The sequence below is a fragment of the Caballeronia humi genome (genome assembly GCF_001544475.1).
Classification (GTDB): Bacteria; Pseudomonadota; Gammaproteobacteria; order Burkholderiales; family Burkholderiaceae; genus Caballeronia; species Caballeronia humi.
In genome coordinates this window covers 1-15,880 of sequence record NZ_FCNW02000082.1, presented here as the reverse complement: position 1 = coordinate 15,880, position 15,880 = coordinate 1, and the positions used below count along the sequence as shown (strand labels likewise).

Genomic DNA, 15,880 nt, shown 5'->3' with positions numbered 1-15,880 from the left:
CCGCTTGCCCGCTAGCAAATTCACGGTGCTGGGCTACGCTCATACGTAGGCCGTGTGCTCAATTTAGCGCTTACCGACGTTCCGTACAGTGATTGCGGCACTCATATGCGCTTTACCCTTTCGAGTTTCGACAACGTCGTGCGGCTCACTGGCTCGCGACCGACTGGCCGAACGGGTTGAACTGGTTCGAATAGATGTCGCTCGTTTTGACCTGGCCGGGCTTGAGCACGCCGTTGGTCACGTACCAGTCGATGTAGGTCGAGAAGTCCGCTACACTGATCACCCCGCCCTTGCCGCCGACGCCCACCGATTTCCAGTAGTTGACGATCGTCGCGTCCTCGTTGCGATGACGCGCCTGGACGATCTTCTGCAACCGCGCGACGACCTCCGCGCGTGGCGTACGTCTCGCCCACTCGATCGCGCGCGCCGTGCCGTCGACGAACTTGCGTACCGTGTTCGGGTTCTGCTGAATGAAGCGATCGGTGAAAACGTAGCTCGCATAGCTGAATGAGCCGAGTAGCTGGTAGTCGGTCGTGATCAGCTCCGCACCTCCATCGGCGAGCAGCTTGTCCTTGATGATGTCCTCGAGGAAGATTGCGTCGAGCTGCTTCCGCCTGAGCAGTTGTGCAAGATTGACAGGCGGGGCCGGAACGAACGTGACCTTTCCGATGTCCTCCTTCGATACACCGGACTTCTCCAGATACGTGGTCACCAGATACTGCTGGTAGGCGCCAGGAGTATTGACGCCGATCCTCCGGCCGACAAGGTCACGCGCGCTCCTGATCGGGCTCCCCTGCAGCACGAAGAGTCCGCCGTTGGTCTCCTTGTCAGCACCTACGTATGAAATCACCGCTTTCACCGGAGCGTGTGCGGCAACGAGCTTCACGATGGAGCCGTTGAATGCTCCGCCGAAATCCACGTCACCTGTCACGGTTGCCTGAATGTCTTGCGGGCCGCTGATCGTGTTACCTACCCAATTCAACTTGACCGGCGCAAGATAGCCGAGATCCTCGGCGAGCTCTGGAAGCAAGACCTTGCTCGCCCAGCCCTGGTAACGCAATTCGAGCTTCTCGGGCGTCTGCGCGGCAACAGGATTCGCCGACGCGATGGCGGCCAGGCCGGCCACGAGCAGGCCCGAGGCGCGACGCACAGCATTCAGTGAAAGTGCTTTCATGATGGCCTTGACAGTCAGTTGAGCGATTCGGCTGGTCAGAAGACGCCGTCGTGTTCGAGCGTCACACGGTGAATGCGACGACGCGCGGAGCCGTAGTCGCGTGCCGCGTAGTGCTGAACCTGGCGGTTGTCCCAGATCGCGACATCGCCTTCGCGCCACTCGAAGCGCGCCTGCACTTCGGGCGTCTTGACGAGGTCGTAGAGGTAGTTCAGCAGGCTCTGGCTGGCGGTCTTCGAGACACCGAGCAGATGGCTCGTGTGTCCCTCGTTGACAAAAACGAGCTTGCGACCGTTTTCCGGGTGGGTCTTGATCACGGGCACTTCGATCGGCGGGAATTTCTGCGCGGCGTCGCGGACGCGCGCCAGGCCCTCCTCCACCGATTCAGCCGGCGTGCCTTCCGGCAGCTCATATCCACCGAGCAGATCGGAGAGCGCATTCTTTTTGGGCGAGGCGAGAAACGTGTTCACTGCTCGCAGTTTCTCGAAGTAGCGGGCAAGGTCCGGATCGAGCAGATCGTACACAGCGGCAGACGAGGTCCAGATGGTATCGCCGCCGCCTCCTTCCGGAATCTCTTGCGCATGCAGAACGGTTGCCTTGGGCGGCTGCAGTTGCCATGACACATCGACGTGCCAGTTATCCGTGCCGCCCGAGCGAGTCTTGTCACTGTGTGCGATCACCTCGATTTCCGGGTACTCCGCTACAGCTGGCAAATAGATGTTCTTGCGAATGGGGTTGCCGAAAACCTTTGCCAGCCCGACGTGCTGCGCTGGCGAGAGGGTCTGCTCGCGAATGAAGATCACGCCGTGATCGACGAGCGCCTGATTCAAGTCGCGTCGATTCTCCTCGCTCAACGGCTGCGACAGATCGACGTTCTCTATCACGGCGCCGACAAGCGGCTTGTAGCGTCGGACCCGAAGCTCCTGATGGGGATTGGCGGATTGCGACGACGGCTGGTCGAGCACTGCGCTCATGGCGTTTCTCCTGTTGGTCGGTGACGTCGCTCATGAAATCAAACGCGCGCCGCAGGAACAACCAACCAATTCGCCGATACATATGCGTGCAATGCGAGATCGCATATGTCAGCGTTGCATAGAGACAGTCAAGCTCGCGTGGAGATAGCTTTGCTTCAGGCGTTATTTTGCTGAAAAGAAGGTCGTCGACCATAGTTCAAGGTCTACCGATCGGCCGCTTGAGCGCGCGACTTGCTTGTTGCGGCAGCCAAATGCTGATGTCGTCATTGATCCGCGGCTCGCAGGTAACGCTGCCCCGCCTCCGTCAGAACTACCTTGCGCGTCGTTCGGATGAGCAGCCGGGTACGAAGATGGAGTTCCATCTCGGAAATGATCCGGGATACTTGGCCGGTCGCAATGTCAGAAAGCTTTGCCGCCGCTGTGAAACTACCTGTTTCAGCGACACGCATGACAACCTTCATATTCTTTGCTATATCCACACACCCGTCTCCATTTTCTAATACCGTTAAAAAGTAAAGATCTTTTCCCTTCCAGGGATCGACCTTCCGGTAAGCCAATCTGATCCGTTCGACAATGCACTTGTATGCGGGTGTTCGTTGCTTACCGCGTGGGCACAATGAGCGATCGAGTCCTTTGCTACTGAAAAACCCGCATGACGCAGGCCGGCCAACGGGAATCAGTAGAAGAGTTTCTCGCAGTCGGGGTGTCAGTTTGAAAAGCAACCGTCCCTCAACCCATAACAATCCCGGACGCGGCGCGACGATTACAACGGCGCCCCGTTCGTAGGCGGTGTTCCGCGCTTATCCTTTCTTTTTGGGCTAGCTACTGCTGCGTAACAGCCGAGAGATAACGGCCGGGTTGCAACTGACTGGCTCGCATCGCACATCCTCAGAACGTCGTTTGAAGCCCTGCACGACCTACGAGTTGATGGGTGGTGTTCGACGGACCTTCCCCGTTGATCCAGGCGTTATGACTACCTTCAACGTCGCCGCCAGTCCATTGATAGGCTGCCTCGGCGTAAATCACGGTTCGCTTGGACAAAAAGTATTGGACGGTGGTCGTTACCTGTTGCGCCTTGTTGTTGGTCAACGTGGCATTGCCCTTCATGTATTGATAGTTGCCCCCCAAACGCAGATCAGGCATGAAAGAGTAGAGCGCGCCAACCTGCGTCGCGTGAATCACGCCGCCGGTCAATGTGTTCCGTGTGTTTGTGTATAACGCGTTCAGATAGAATTTTCCCAGTGTCTGGCTGACGCCCGCACCGAAGTTACGAATACCGTCGTGGCCCTCGTTGAGCGACACATATTTTGTTTCGTTGTAGGCCGCCCCCGCGCCGAAGCCTTCGATCGTATAGTTAACGCCGAAGCCGATAGTGTTATCGGCAGACAATGAGCCAGGGCTATTTCCGAATCCATACATCGCGCCCACGCGCAGACCCGCGAAGGACACTGAAGTCACCTTTACCGAGTTCGAGACCCGGGAGGTTCCCGCAGTCTGGTCGAAGTCAAACGCGCCAGTCGGGTTCTGCGGGATCTCAAGCGCAGCGAATGGACCCTGACGCATGTTGTATAGCCCCCCATACATGAAGGCACCATCCAGCATCGCAGGCGGGAAAAACAAGAAGTCCGCCATCAGGTTGAACTGCTTGCCGAACGAGATTCGTCCGAGCCCGGTTTTCTCCACACCTACGAAGGCTTGACGGTCGAAGTTGGCGCCGGGTCCGGGAATTCCTGCACCGTTGTTAACGGAAAATTGAGACTGAAATTCGAATACGGTCTTATATCCACCGCCGAGATCTTCAATGCCTCGGATTCCCCACAAGCTGGGTGTCCAGATCGAATCCTCCAATTTGACATTGTGACTGGCTCACTTGCTGCCAGATCGCGTCGCGTTTCACCCAGACCTGGGTGGTCATCACGTGCATGTTGATTCGCTGCGCGGTCTGTTTCAGTTCGATGACTTGATCGAGCCGCCCGGTCGCGATCGCAGCGTCGCCGTAGACCCGGACGTCGAGTTCCTGGCGACTTGCTTCCAGGAAGCGGATTTGTTTTTCGACCATCGACAGATACGCTGCCTTGTCGTCCGTCTTTCCGTTCGCATGCACATGAACCACGTCGTCAGACACGAGCTTCTCCAGTGAACCGATGTCTGCCTCAATGAGGGCCCGGCAACGCGCCTGCTCGAGTCGGATGACTTCCTGCTGGACGTCTGCTTCGTTCATTCCTTTCTCCATTGCAGCTATCGGGATCACTTGGCTTCGGTCTGCACGATGTTCTCGATTGCACCGATACCGTCGATCTCTACCTTGACGCGATCGCCCGCACGTAACCAACGCGGCGGTTTGCTGCCGACACCGACGCCACCCGGCGTGCCGGAAAGAATCAGGTCACCCGGCTCAAGGGTCATTACCTTGGAGAGGTGCTCGACCTGCTCGAAGCAGTTGAAGATGAGTTCGCGGGTGTTGGAATCCTGACGCTTTTCCCCGTTCACGAAACAGCGGATGCCCAGCGAATGCGGGTCGGCGATTTCGTCGGCGGTGACGATTGATGGCCCGAACGGCGCATGCGTGTCGAACGATTTGCCAAGCATGAACTGGGAAGTGCGCACCTGCCAGTCGCGCACGCTCACGTCATTGGCCACGCAATAACCAAAAATCACCTCATGAGCGCGCACGCGCGGCACGTGCCGGCAGCGTTTGCCGATCACGAATGCGAGTTCGGCTTCGTAGTCGAGCTGTTCCGATACGCGCGGCAGATCGATCGGCGCGAACGGGCCCGTGGCGGAGGTCGGCATCTTGGCGAACCACAACTGATCGGCAGGTTTGTCCATGCCGGACTCGGCAAGATGGTCCGCATAGTTCAGGCCGATACCGAGGATCTTCGGTGGGCGCGGCACGGGTGCGAGCAGCGTGACCGCATCAAGCACGTGATCGACAGGTGCGCTCGCCGTCAACGCCTGCAGACGGTCCCTGAATGCCGACCATCCTTCGATCAGTCCGATCATGTAGTTGGGCGCATCGGCGAGGTGTTTCGAAATCTGCATGATGCCGCCATCGACAAGCGCACCGATCTCCGGCCTGCCGTCCGGCAGGCAGAATGTCACGAGTTTCATCAGAGCGTTCCGTTTGTTAAAAGCTGGATTTGCCGGTCGTCGCTGCGCCGACCTTGCTCAATTCGGCGTCGGTCGCGCCCGCTTGCCACATGCTGACGAGTTGGTCGGGATCGAATTCGACGCCGATCGGGTTCTTCGCAAAGTCTTCCGAATGGAAATACGCGCCCGGATCGTCGCCGTTATCGGCCTGGAACTCGATATGGTTACCTTCCGGGTCATGGAAATAGAGCGAGGTGGTCGGGCCGTGATTGATACACCAGTAAGGCAGGATCCCCGCAGCCTTGACGCGCACGTAGGTCTGAAGGAGCTCGCCGATCGTGCGAAAGCTGTAGGCGACGTGGTGCACCCCTGCGATGTCTTCGCCCTTTGGCGGGATATCAGGCATGTTGAAAAACGCCAGACGATGATGCTCGTCGTCGTAGGTGATGAAAGTGAGCACGTCGTCCTTGAACACGACATGCGCCTGGAACAGTTGCAGATACCAGGCCACCGTCTCGTCGCGCTGGCGGCAACGGTAGACCAGATGCGCCATCTTGAACGGCACGACACGCTCGGCCGTGCCGGACGCCTGCGGCTGCGCCGACTGCGCCGACTGCGCCGCTTGTGCCGATTGCGATGCTTGCGTTGTACTCATGCTATGTCTCCTCTCTTCGGGTGAATCCAGGTGAGGTCCGCGTCAGAGCAGATCCTTTAGTGCGGCGATTCATTGGACTAGCGGTTCCAGGGCGCGTCCGGCCCGATCTCGATGTCGTAGCGTTGCAGTGCCTGAGCGTGCTTCGCGCGATCAATTGTTGACAGCGCCGCCAGCACAATGTGGTACCGGTCCACCTCAAAGAAGCGTCGCAGCGCCGGGCGCGTATCGCTGCGCCCAAACCCGTCGGTGCCGAGCGCGATGTACAGCGCCTCGATATAGGAGGCGATCAACTGGGCATAGGCGCGCACGTAATCACTTGCGGCAATCACCGGCGCATCGCCAGCCAGACAGCGCGCCACATGGCTTTGCGCCGCGCTCTGCGCACCGAACATCGCATCGCGTTCGACGCTCCGTGCGTCGCGCGCCAGCTCGGAGAAACTGGTCACGCTCCAGATCTCGGCGGCAATGTCCCAGTCGGCTGCCAGCAGATCCGCGGCCGCGATGACCTCACGCAGGATCGCGCCCGAGCCAAGCAGGCGCACCGCGGGCGTCACGCCTTCCTTACCGCGCGCACCAAAGCGCCGCATGCCCCTGATGACGTCAGCATGCGCATCCGCGTCGAGCGGCGCCTGCGCGTAGTTCTCGTTGGTGACCGTGAGGTAATAGAACTCGTCGTGCTGTTCCTCGAGCATGCGGCGGCTGCCGTGATCGACAATCACGGCCACTTCGCTGGAAAACGCCGGATCTTAGGCCCGGCAATTCGGCACGCTCGAGGCGATCAGGTGGCTGGTGCCGTCCTGATGCTGCAGACCTTCGCCCGAGAGCGTCGTGCGGCCTGCGGTCGCACCGATCAGGAAGCCGCGCGCACGCTGATCGGCCGCGGCCCAGATCAGATCGCCCACACGCTGGAAGCCGAACATCGAGTAGTAGATGTAGAACGGCAGCATTGCCACGCCGTTCACACTGTAGGAGGTCGCCGCAGCTACCCAGGACGATATCGCGCCGGCCTCGGTGATGCCTTCCTCGAGCAGCTGTCCGTCTTTGGATTCCTTGTAGTACAGCATCGAGCCCGCATCCTCTGGCTCGTACAGCTGTCCCAGAGGCGAGTAGATACCCACCTGCCTGAACAGATTCGCCATGCCGAAGGTGCGCGCCTCGTCCGCGACGATCGGCACGATGCGCGGGCCGAGTTCCTTGTCCTTGAGCAGGTTGGTGAACAGACGCACCGCCGCGGTGGTGGTCGAGATATCGCGCGCGTCAGGCTCCAACGCGAACTTCGCGTAGCTGGCGAGCGGCGGCACCGGCACAGATGGCGCGCGCGTGGTGCGCTTGGGCATATAGCCGTTCAGCGCTGCGCGCCGTGCGTGCAGGTAGCGCTGCTCCGGGCTGTCGTCGGCAGGTTTATAGAGGCGCATCTCGGCTACCGCCTCGTCGTCCAGCGGCAGCGCGAAGCGGTCTCGGAACGCTTTGAGCGCGTCCACGTCGAGCTTCTTCTGCTGATGCGAGGTGTTGCGCGATTCGCCAGCGTGACCCATGCCAAAGCCCTTCTTGGTCTTGGCGAGAATGACGGTGGGCCCGCCGCGATGCTTCGATGCCGCGTCAAAAGCGGCATACAGCTTGCGGAAATCGTGCCCGCCGCGACGCAATCCATCAATCTCAGCGGGTGACATATGCGACACCAGCGCCTGCAGCTCCGGATCGAGATCGAAAAAGTGAGTCCGGTTGTACGCGCCGTCATTCGCGCCGAGGGTCTGATACTGGCCGTCCACCGTTTCGGCGAAACGACGCAACAGCACGTGGTTGTGGTCCCGCGCAAAGAGCACGTCCCAGTCCGAGCCCCAGATCACCTTGATCACATTCCAGCCGGCACCCGTGAAAATCGACTCCAGTTCCTGGATGATCTGGCCGTTGCCGCGCACCGGCCCATCGAGCCGCTGCAGGTTGCAGTTGATCACGAAGGTGAGATTGTCGAGCTTCTCGCGCGCGGCGAGCGAGAGCGCCGCGATCGACTCCGGCTCGTCCATTTCGCCGTCACCGAACACGCCCCACACGCGGCGCTGGCTCGTATCGGCTAGGCCGCGATGTTCTAGGTAGCGCAGAAAGCGCGCCTGGTAAATCGAACTGATCGGACCGATGCCCATCGAGCCGGTCGGGAATTGCCAGAACTCGGGCATCAGCCACGGATGTGGATAGGAGCACAGTCCGCCGCCGTCGACTTCCTGGCGATAGCGGTTCAGATGTTCCTCATCGAGTCGGCCCTCGAGAAAGGCTCGCGCATAAACACCGGGCGCCGAGTGCGGCTGGAAGTAGACCAGGTCGCCCTTCGCGGATTCGCTATCGGCGTGGAAGAAGTGGTTGAATCCCACCTCGAAGATCTCGGCTGCGGACGCGTAGCTCGCGATGTGCCCGCCCAGCTCGCCATATGCCTTGTTGGCCTTCGCGACCATTGCCAGCGCGTTCCAGCGGATGATCGAGGTGATGCGCTCTTCCATCGCGAGATCGCCCGGATAGGCCGGTTGGGCCTCTAGCGCGATGGTGTTCTGGTACAGCGAATAGGGATGCGCAGCGGGCGACACACCCAGATGGCTCGCGTGCTCGGCAAGCCGCTGCAGCAGGAACGTGACGCGGTCTACCCCCGCCACACGCGCCACCCCTTCCAACGCATCCAGCCATTCGCTGGTCTCCTGCTCGTCCGCGTCGCGTTCTTTAGGCTGCCGCTCGATGCCACGCAACAGTTCAATAGGATCTGACTTCATATTGATATGCTCATATTTGAAACATTTGTTAAGTCAGGGCCGCCGAACCCCGATGGCCTTCGTCGCGGTGACTGCTCTACTGTCGATTGGCAATTGCTGCCTTGAGTCGCTCCAGCTCTCGACGATTCAGTTCGTCGATAAATACACGCCGAATGTCGGGCGCTCAGGATCAGCGGGAAACACTTGCCAAGAGCCGTCGCGATGCCGAAAAAAATAAATGCACACTGCATCTGCGGATCGCAACGCCTCGACAGCCAAGTAACGGCGTGGACCCGAAGGTCCGCGAACAAGCCGATTGATATGCGGCGTCACAGTCGGACTCACCTCGAACCATTTCTGGATAACTAACCGTAAAGAACTTGATTTCCTATCCATTTGCTCCTCCGCACGCCCCTTTCAACTGCGCGACGAAATCACCGTCAACCAGTCTCGCACCTGCACGCCGATCTAAGCCGAACATCCGCCCGACTCGGTGGGTCGCCGTATCTCTCGCCCCTACCAGCCCTCGACACAACCGCTCGCCGTGATCATCGGCGTGTGAGTATGGACTTGTTGGTATTTGCCGCTATAGAAGATCAGCGGACGGCGCTGTTGACCAAAACGTAGTGACTCGACTTCAGCGATATAGAGCAGATGATCCCCGGCGGGATGTACGTCTACCGTACGCACGACAATCTGTACGAGGCTTCCATTGAGCAATGGTGTGCCCTGCTGTTCGCAAAACGGCTCCTCGATTCCCTCAACCGGCCGCCCCCCGAAATGCCCGCTCAAGGCGCGCTGATCCTCGGCAAGAAAGTTGATGCCATATCGCACCCCTTCGCTCACCCACTGATTGAAGCGTGACGCGCGACGACGCAGCAAACGCCTCGCCGAAGACGATTGTGTTCGGCAGTCCGACGCTGAGCGGCTCCGATATCTACATCGCCACCGCCAGCCCATGCGACGTGCGACCTTATCATGGCCAGATCGTGCGTGTATCGACGACGAACGGCGCGATACTGCAAAGGTGGTACACGACGGGCGCGACCGGTCCGGATGGCGGCGGAATTTGGGGTCCGGGCGGTGTATCGATCTCGCCGAACGGTCGATGGGTGTACACCGCCACCGGGCACGCGTTTCCTAATGCGCAGAACGCTCCTTACGCCGAACACGTCGTCAGGCTCACGGCGGACCTGACGCTCGATGCGGCCAACGCGCCGCCGCTCTCGACCACCATCGACGTGGACTTCGGCGCAACGCCCCTGCTCTTTCAGACCGCCGCATGTCATCCGATGCTGGCCGCGATGCAGAAGACCGGCAGGCTATACATCTACGACAGCAATACGCTTGCCGACGGTACCATCTATTCTTTTCAGATCGGCCGCAGCACACCGGCGGGCAATTTCATCGGTCTGCCGGCATTCGATCCGGTGCTCAATCGAATCTATCTTGGGAATCCGGTCGATTCGAGTTCGGGGATCGTCCGGCACGGCCTAGTTGCGTTGTCGGTTCAATCGGACTGCTCGGTCGCGATCGCTTGGAATCTGCCGGTAGGCGTGAACTCGGCTGGACAGAATCCGTCGATCTCACCCATCGTCGCGAACGGTGTTGTTTACTACGCCGACGGCATCGGAAGTGAGGTATTCGCAGTCGATGCACAGAGTGGCGCACAACTTTGGGTTACCAACAACCTGCCCGATGCGGACCGCGTCACGGGAGGCATCTTCACGTCGCCGACGGTCGTCAATGGACAACTCTTCGTCGCAGGCGCCGATCACAAGATTCATGCTTACGGCTTGTAGCGGTGGATGCGCTCAATTGGCATCGACACTATTCACGACTTTGCTTTAGCCAACGCAGAGGCGTGGCGGGCAGCGTGTTAAACACGTACTTGGATGCAATGTAGTTCGCGGCGCACCCGGCGAAGGCCAACATCTTCGAGGCAAGGACCACATTGGCAGGATCGACGAATCGGTGGTGGACGTAACGAGCGAGAACGATGCTATGCGGTATAGACCGCGCTATTCAGGCAGCTTGCGACGGCGATCATACCGCGTAGCCCCGTGAGGATCGCAAGAGACGCCGCCAGGGATTGACGTGCATAGTTGTTGCCATCGGGGACCCGCCCGGTCGGGAGTTGGAACGACGTACCGACACGAGATAGCCGAAATTCGACAGCGAGCGGAATTAAGTTGACTGCGCCTCACCGAGTTCGCCTGCCGGTACGCCCTCGTACAGAATTGACCGCCTATCAATCGCGGGAGGCTACGCACTTTGAACCTATGTAACGACGTACCACAAGTCTACGCCCAGCCAGTCCAAAAACTGGAGGGTTCCCACGTACAGGCCGCGGCAAAATGCGCCGACCAACCGCCAGCAGCGCACCCGATCCGCTTGTGTCGTTCGACGCAGTATCATATGGACGGCTGCTTTCGGGACGGGCGCGACGTTCGAACGTCATCGTGAGGGTGTGGACCATCATCCGTAGATGGCCGAACCCAGAAATTTTTTTTGCCGGACATGCTCTTCCAGAGAGCCAGATAGATGAACTGCCCTTCGAGAACTTCCTTTGACGCTGATTGCAGTGTCGTAACCGCTCGCTGACAATGATGCAGGCGTGCTATTTCGCAAATGTCTCAAAGCGCGGATCACGTTGCGGTCGGGCTTGCGGTCGTCAACCGACACATCGCGACTGCGGCGCCGTTCACGATGGGCGCGCTCCATGGATTGGCCGGCAAACTCCACCTGCGCAAAGCCCTGCTGGAGGCCGCCACAAACGCTCTCCGATGCCTCATTGATGCATCGGCGCAAAGGCCACAACGACAGAACCTGAATACGATGGACGACCCAGAATCGCTTTCCCTGGCACTGCCCGACGGCTCTAAGGTCTCTGCGCTCCTCCGAGTGCCGGCGGACGCGCGAGCCCTATATGTCTTCGCGCACGGTGCCGGGGCGGGCATGCAGCACGCCGGCATGTCGTCATTGGCCGACGTCTTCGATCCCTTCTTTACGACCAAGCCAATCGGCAAGGGAACAGGTTTGGGGCTGAGCCAGGTCTACGGAATCGCCCGGCAGGCCGGGGGTACGGCTCGTATCGAAAGCCAGCCGGGAGCAGGCACCACAGTGGAACTCTGGCTTCCGCTGGGCGCGAAGGAAGTGTCAGAGACTACAACGCTCGTTAATGCCGAGCAAAACGCAACCAGTGCAAAGCGGATTTTGGTCGTCGAGGACGATGAGGACGTACGCACGATGCTGGTCGAATGCCTCAAGACTCTGGGGTACACGGTCACCGAAGCTCCCGACGGGCCGAGCGGTCTTAAACGACTTTCTGCAGATAATCCCGACCTTTTGATGGTCGATTTTGCGATGCCCGGCATGAACGGCGTCGACGTGATCGAACAAGCTCGAAAGCTCCGCGCCGACCTGCGCGTGATTCTCGCGACGGGTTACGCGGACATCGATATGTCGAAGCACAGTCAGAAGAACTTTGCGATCCTTCGCAAGCCGTTCCAGCTTGATGAGCTCGCGCGAACTGTCCGTCTAGGGCTCGGAGGGTGAACTGTTAGATGGGCTTCGCCTCGTAATCCTCGCTGCGCTGAGGGAGATTCGACGCGTAGAGCGCTTACGAGATACAAGTGCGCATATTTGGTCCAGTTCCTCGGCAGCGGACGACGATATCCCGACCCGATTACAAAGACGGTTGTGGGCGCGGCATTACCCGCAACGACGCTCAACCGCTGTCCGAATCGATGATCGAAGAGCCGGTGTCTATCCTTGAAAGCGCTTCAGCCCCATCCTGCAGAACGCATTCCATCGACGCGAACTGTCGACAAAGCGGGAGCATACGCGCCACCGCGCTCAAGTCCCTAAGTCCCGTCGCGTTTCATGCCACGGCCGCCGCCTCAATGAAAATCCATCGTGCAAGCGTATCAGGGCAGCAAATGGTCCCTTTCGGAAGACATTCTAATAAAAATCCGACAAGCCCCTCGGGACCTTTCTAGAGCATCGCGGGCATCTTGAGTACTTCGATCGGGCGCTGTATAGATGCTATGCTTTTTTGGATTTATCGATGGCACTGCCGCATGCATACTTGCGAATGCCCCAGTGGTGCGACTCCACATCAAGGCATCCTGCTGGGGTCGTCGATCATCCCCTGATCTTGATGATCAATGCGCCCAGGTCAAAGGGCTTCGTAACAACTGCCATTCCGCGGCCCAAAAATTCATTTCCCACAACGGTGGCTTCAGCATAGCCTGTCATGAAGATCACCGCGAGTTCAGGACACGCGACGCGTGCGGCGTCCGCCAACTGCCGGCCATTCATGCCTCCCGGAAGTCCGACATCGGTCAGAAGCAAGTCGACCTTGCGGCCGGATTCAAAGATCTTCTGTCCATCGACGCCGCTCGAAGCGGACAGAACGATGTAGCCCTCGCTCGTCAGCAACTCGACGATGATCTCTCGAATCGCTTCTTCGTCTTCAACGACCAGTACGCATTTCCCCTCCGTGTGCGGCTCGAGGGGCTCGGACGGAACGTGCGCCGATTCAGCTTCAATGCCACCGACATACCTCGGAAGGTACAGGCTCATGGTTGTTCCATGGCCTGTCTCCGAGTGGACATGCACCTGACCTCCCGATTGACGCACGAAGCCGTAGACCATGGACAGTCCGAGTCCGGTGCCTTGCCCCATCGGCTTGGTCGTGAAAAACGGATCGAACGCGCGGGAAATCGTCTCGGGCGACATGCCGCAGCCAGTATCTGTCACGCTGATGGAGATGTATTGGCCGGCCCCCACGTCCAGTTTGGCCGCCGCGCGTACGTCGAGCCGTTGGTTGGCCGTCTCGATGGTCAACCTTCCGCCATTGGGCGCCATCGCGTCTCGCGCGTTGATACACAGATTTAGCAACGCGTTTTCCAGTTGCGACGCATCGATTTCCGTGAGCCAGAGACCTCCCGCGCCGACCACATCGACAATGACTGACGGACTCACCGTCCGCCTGATCAGATCCTCGAGGTTGCCGATCAAGCGATTTATATCCGTCGGTTTGGGATCGAGCGTCTGACGCCGGGAAAACGCGAGTAGTCTGTGAGTAAGGGAATCGAGGATGGCACCGCGCAGCACATCATGGATGCTCAGCTCACGGAAATTCGCGCGCGACAGCACCTGGCGCGGGAACTGTTACCGCCGGACCTGCTGCAGACCGACCCGGCGTGCATATTCGCCTGGCTAAAGCTGCCGCTACCCTGGCGAGCCGATGATTTCGCCGCGAATGCCAAAGCGCGCGGCGTCGTTGTCATGCCGTCGTCGGCGGTTGCGGTGGACCGTTCGGAGATCGAGCACGGCGTGCGGATCAATCTCGCGTGCGCAAGCAGCCGCGAGCAGTTGGTGAGCGGATTGCGGGTCTTGGCGAGCACCGCCAAAGACCGTCCGCGTGCGCTATTTGAAAGAATTTGATACGTGTAGCGCGTGGCTCGGTGGTCTGTCAATTCGACATCTCAGGAGCCCTGCTGCGTGCGTGTTAGGTAGCGCTTACGCAACAAATACCGGACGGGCTTTGGGCACCTTATGTACCATAGCGCTTCTCGATGAGGACCAGGGAAAGGGAAGCCCGCATGATCGACCTTCGCAGCGACACAGTCACCCGTCCGAGCAAGCCGATGCTCGCCGCCATGTCTGCAGCCGAAACCGGCGATGACGTCTGGGGCGACGACCCCACTGTCATCCGACTCCAGAACGCGCTCGCCGAGCGCACTGGCAAGGAAGCGGGCCTGTTCTTTCCGAGCGGCACGCAAAGCAACCTCGCGGCTTTGATGGCGCATTGCGCGCGCGGCGACGAATACATCGTGGGGCAGGCCGCGCACACCTACAAGTACGAAGGCGGCGGCGCGGCCGTACTCGGCAGCATTCAGCCGCAGCCGATCGAAAACGCGCCCGACGGCTCGCTGCCGCTGGAAAAGATCATCGGCGCGATCAAGCCTATCGACGATCATTTCGCGCGCTCGCGTTTGCTCACACTCGAAAACACTATCGGCGGGAAGCTGCTGCTGGAAGAATACGTGCAAGCCGCGACGAAACTCGCACGCGAATGCGGATTGGCGACACACCTTGATGGCGCGCGTGTCTTCAACGCAGCGGTGGCATCGGGGAAGCCGGTCGGTGAACTCACGGCGCCGTTCGATTCGATTTCCATTTGCTGCTCGAAGGGTCTGGGCGCGCCAATCGGCTCAGTGCTCGTGGGCAGCCGCTCGTTGATCGAGGTCGCCCATCGGTGGCGCAAGGTGCTGGGCGGCGGAATGCGGCAGGCGGGCGTGATCGCGGCGGCATGTCTGTATGCGCTGGACCATCACATCGAAGGACTCGCCGAGGATCACGCCAACGCCGCGCGTCTGGCCGAAGGGTTGAGCCAGATCGACGGCATCAGCATTCAGTCGCAGGCCACCAACATGGTCTTCGCGCGCATTCCGGAAGCGCATTGCGTGCCGCTCGAAGCGTGGCTCAAGGAGCGCGGCATTCTCACCCAGATGCTTTATGCATCGCGGTTCGTTACACATCGGGATGTGTCGCGGGCGGATATCGATACGTTCATCGACGCGGTGAAGGGTTATTTCGCGACGATCTGAGCAAGCGGGGCGCACGAAAACGAGCGAGTGGACAGCGTCTTGGTCGATTGTCGCGCGGGCACGAATGCTGCATGAGACGTCGAATGGCGTATAGACGCTGAGACGTAGGATGGGCTCTCGAACACGCTTCGCGTGACGTCGGCAAGCGGCATTGCCTAACAAGGAACGGAGTGGTAGAAGCGTAGAGAGCGCTTGCGAAATTCGAGCAAGCGCTCATAGTCTTCGCCGGTCAATGCCCTAGTGGGAGCTTCTCACCAGTGAATGCCTTGTCCGCTCGCTGTAATCCGTCGTCTTCACGATGCAATATCGCCGGCGATCCGAAAGCATCAGCAAAAAGGTGGGAAGGATGCGACACTTGGCGGGCCAAGAGTTCGAATCGAAAACGTCCTAAGTCGCTTCACCGTTACCGGATCACCTTGAATTCGTAACTGCACGCTTACCCTCCCTTTTGCACAAGCGCGCCCTGCTTAAACCGCCATACACAAATACTTGATGACGACATAATCATCGATGCCGTAATGCGAGCCTTCGCGACCTAAACCCGATTGCTTCACACCGCCAAACGGCGCGACTTCGTTCGAAATCAAACCGGTATTGATGCCGACCATGCCGTATTCCAGCGCTTCCGCCACGCG

The 15,880-nt window shown here is 59.5% G+C and carries 13 protein-coding genes and 2 pseudogenes; 4 read left to right on the top strand and 11 right to left on the bottom strand.

Annotated features, from left to right (window positions below; genetic code table 11):
* Positions 1-145: 145 nt before the first annotated feature.
* The 9 genes and pseudogenes from AWB65_RS32350 to AWB65_RS32310 all read right to left on the bottom strand — a co-directional run bounded on the left by AWB65_RS32350 (position 146) and on the right by AWB65_RS32310 (position 9,507).
* Positions 146-1,174, bottom strand: a complete 1,029-nt coding sequence (locus AWB65_RS32350) for an ABC transporter substrate-binding protein (RefSeq protein WP_087670909.1) — start codon at positions 1,172-1,174, stop codon at positions 146-148.
* Positions 1,175-1,209: 35 nt separating this feature from the next.
* Entirely contained in the window at positions 1,210-2,145 is a 936-nt protein-coding gene (locus tag AWB65_RS32345) for a TauD/TfdA dioxygenase family protein (protein ID WP_087670908.1), read from the bottom strand.
* 263 nt (positions 2,146-2,408) lie between these two features.
* Complete coding sequence (locus AWB65_RS32340; protein WP_235007956.1) at positions 2,409-2,702, bottom strand: LysR family transcriptional regulator; 294 nt, start codon at positions 2,700-2,702, stop codon at positions 2,409-2,411.
* 331 nt (positions 2,703-3,033) lie between these two features.
* Positions 3,034-3,966, bottom strand: a complete 933-nt coding sequence (locus tag AWB65_RS32335) for a porin (RefSeq protein WP_235007954.1) — start codon at positions 3,964-3,966, stop codon at positions 3,034-3,036.
* Entirely contained in the window at positions 3,944-4,366 is a 423-nt protein-coding gene (locus AWB65_RS32330) for a nuclear transport factor 2 family protein (RefSeq protein WP_159907921.1), read from the bottom strand. The genes AWB65_RS32335 and AWB65_RS32330 overlap by 23 nt, the downstream gene beginning before the upstream one ends.
* Before the next feature lie 26 nt (positions 4,367-4,392).
* Positions 4,393-5,256 (bottom strand): fumarylacetoacetate hydrolase family protein, encoded by an 864-nt coding sequence (locus AWB65_RS32325; protein WP_087670904.1) that lies wholly within the window; start codon positions 5,254-5,256, stop codon positions 4,393-4,395.
* Positions 5,257-5,272: 16 nt separating this feature from the next.
* The gene (locus AWB65_RS32320) at positions 5,273-5,890 is read right to left on the bottom strand and encodes a VOC family protein (RefSeq protein WP_200821852.1); all 618 of its coding nucleotides are present in this window, start codon (positions 5,888-5,890) and stop codon (positions 5,273-5,275) included.
* A gap of 77 nt (positions 5,891-5,967) precedes the next feature.
* Positions 5,968-8,646, bottom strand: a pseudogene (gene mdeB / locus AWB65_RS32315) (alpha-ketoglutarate dehydrogenase).
* A gap of 495 nt (positions 8,647-9,141) precedes the next feature.
* Positions 9,142-9,507 (bottom strand): flavin reductase family protein, encoded by a 366-nt coding sequence (locus tag AWB65_RS32310; RefSeq protein ID WP_200821851.1) that lies wholly within the window; start codon positions 9,505-9,507, stop codon positions 9,142-9,144.
* On the opposite strand from AWB65_RS32310, the gene AWB65_RS32305 reads away from it, so the two are divergent.
* Together AWB65_RS32305 and AWB65_RS32300 are read left to right on the top strand one after the other, a co-directional pair.
* Positions 9,486-10,427, top strand: a complete 942-nt coding sequence (locus AWB65_RS32305) for a PQQ-binding-like beta-propeller repeat protein (protein ID WP_200821850.1) — start codon at positions 9,486-9,488, stop codon at positions 10,425-10,427. The genes AWB65_RS32310 and AWB65_RS32305 overlap by 22 nt on opposite strands.
* A gap of 829 nt (positions 10,428-11,256) precedes the next feature.
* Entirely contained in the window at positions 11,257-12,183 is a 927-nt protein-coding gene (locus AWB65_RS32300) for a response regulator (protein ID WP_087670901.1), read from the top strand.
* A 588-nt stretch (positions 12,184-12,771) separates the two neighbouring features.
* Here AWB65_RS32300 and AWB65_RS32295 read toward each other — a convergent pair.
* Positions 12,772-13,650, bottom strand: coding sequence for an ATP-binding protein (locus AWB65_RS32295; RefSeq protein WP_235007950.1), 879 nt, complete (start codon positions 13,648-13,650; stop codon positions 12,772-12,774).
* A gap of 72 nt (positions 13,651-13,722) precedes the next feature.
* Here AWB65_RS32295 and AWB65_RS32290 point away from each other — a divergent pair.
* Both AWB65_RS32290 and ltaE read left to right on the top strand, forming a co-directional pair.
* A pseudogene (locus AWB65_RS32290) lies at positions 13,723-14,079 on the top strand (aminotransferase-like domain-containing protein); the annotation flags it as partial.
* A 158-nt stretch (positions 14,080-14,237) separates the two neighbouring features.
* On the top strand, positions 14,238-15,245 hold the full coding sequence (gene ltaE / locus AWB65_RS32285; protein WP_087670899.1) for a low-specificity L-threonine aldolase: 1,008 nt from the start codon (positions 14,238-14,240) through the stop codon (positions 15,243-15,245).
* Between the two features lie 467 nt (positions 15,246-15,712).
* On the opposite strand, the gene AWB65_RS32280 is transcribed toward ltaE, so the two are convergent.
* A partial coding sequence (locus AWB65_RS32280) for an aldehyde dehydrogenase family protein (RefSeq protein WP_125474121.1) occupies positions 15,713-15,880 on the bottom strand: 168 nt, incomplete at its 5' end.

Bases quoted from the DNA above. Each gene is read 5' to 3' on its own strand.
- AWB65_RS32320 (WP_200821852.1), bottom strand. From the start codon at position 5,890: ATGAGTACAACGCAAGCATCGCAATCGGCACAAGCGGCGCAGTCGGCG.
- AWB65_RS32345 (WP_087670908.1), bottom strand. From the start codon at position 2,145: ATGAGCGCAGTGCTCGACCAGCCGTCGTCGCAATCCGCCAATCCCCAT.
- AWB65_RS32300 (WP_087670901.1), top strand. From the start codon at position 11,257: ATGTCTCAAAGCGCGGATCACGTTGCGGTCGGGCTTGCGGTCGTCAAC.
- ltaE (WP_087670899.1), top strand. From the start codon at position 14,238: ATGATCGACCTTCGCAGCGACACAGTCACCCGTCCGAGCAAGCCGATG.
- AWB65_RS32330 (WP_159907921.1), bottom strand. From the start codon at position 4,366: ATGAACGAAGCAGACGTCCAGCAGGAAGTCATCCGACTCGAGCAGGCG.
- AWB65_RS32325 (WP_087670904.1), bottom strand. From the start codon at position 5,256: ATGAAACTCGTGACATTCTGCCTGCCGGACGGCAGGCCGGAGATCGGT.
- AWB65_RS32350 (WP_087670909.1), bottom strand. From the start codon at position 1,174: ATGAAAGCACTTTCACTGAATGCTGTGCGTCGCGCCTCGGGCCTGCTC.